We start from the raw sequence: 1,084 nt of genomic DNA, 5'->3' as shown, positions 1-1,084 counted from the left end.
TATAACTCGTTTATCTTGATTAATTGTTGTTACAATATTTCCTAGTTTAGTTTTATCTTTCCTTTTTCCTCTTTATGCGATAGATTTAATTTCTCTATCAATCCGAAGCTTCGGTACTGGATTTTAGCCCCGTTCATTTTCGGCGCAAACCCACTTGACCAGTGAGCTATTACGCATTCTTTAAATGCATGGCTGCTTCTAAGCCAACGTCCTGGTTGTCTTAGTAGATTCACATCCTTTTCCACTTAATCCAGATTTGGGGACCTTAGCTGTCGGTCTGGGCTGTTTCCCTTTCGACTTAGAAGCTTATCCCTCTAAGTCTGACTCCTTGACCTGATTTTTTGGCATTCGGAGTTTGATAGGTTTCGGTACGGTTAACCGCCCTAGACCATTCAGTGCTCTACCTCCTAAAATCTTTAGTCAAAGGCTAGCCCTAAAGCTATTTCGAGGAGAACCAGCTATATCCGAGTTCGTTTGGCTTTTCACCCCTATCCACAACTCATCCGATACGTTTTAAACCGTACCCGGTTCGAGCCTCCAGTGAATTTTACTTCACCTTCACTCTGGTCATGGATAGATCACCCGGTTTCGGGTCTATTCTAATCGACTTTGGCCCTATTAAGACTCGCTTTCGCTTTGACTTCGTATCTTAAATACTTAATCTTGCCGCTTAGAATAACTCGCTGGCCCATTCTACAAAAGGTACGACATCAGACTTTTGTCCTCTGTCTGCTTGTAGGCGCTAGGTTTCAGGTTCTATTTCACTCCCCTTTCGGGGTTCTTTTCACCTTTCCCTCACGGTACTTGTTCACTATCGGTCACATGTTAGTATTTAGCCTTAGGGGATGGGCCCCCTATCTTCACAACGGATTCCTCGTGTCCGGTGCTACTTTCACTCTGTCCATATTTAACTGTCGCGTACAAGACTGTCACTTTCTTTGGTTCATCTTCCCAAATGATTCTGCTAATTAAATATGATCCTTATTGAGTTGGGCTGTTTTCTTTTCGCTCGCCGCTACTTAGAAAATCGAGTTTTCTTTCTTTTCCTCCTGCTACTTAGATGTTTCAGTTCACAGGGTCTTAC

The 1,084-nt window shown here is 43.0% G+C and carries 1 rRNA gene; it reads right to left on the bottom strand.

From position 1 onward, the window contains the following. Positions 1–1,084: ribosomal RNA gene (locus tag J2Z38_RS10470) — 23S ribosomal RNA — on the bottom strand; the annotation flags it as partial.

This window comes from Anaerococcus degeneri, from assembly GCF_017874475.1.
In the GTDB taxonomy this organism is placed as follows: Bacteria; Bacillota; Clostridia; order Tissierellales; family Peptoniphilaceae; genus Anaerococcus; species Anaerococcus degeneri.
Note: the sequence above shows the minus strand (reverse complement) of the source record. Positions and strands in the feature narration are given on the sequence as shown.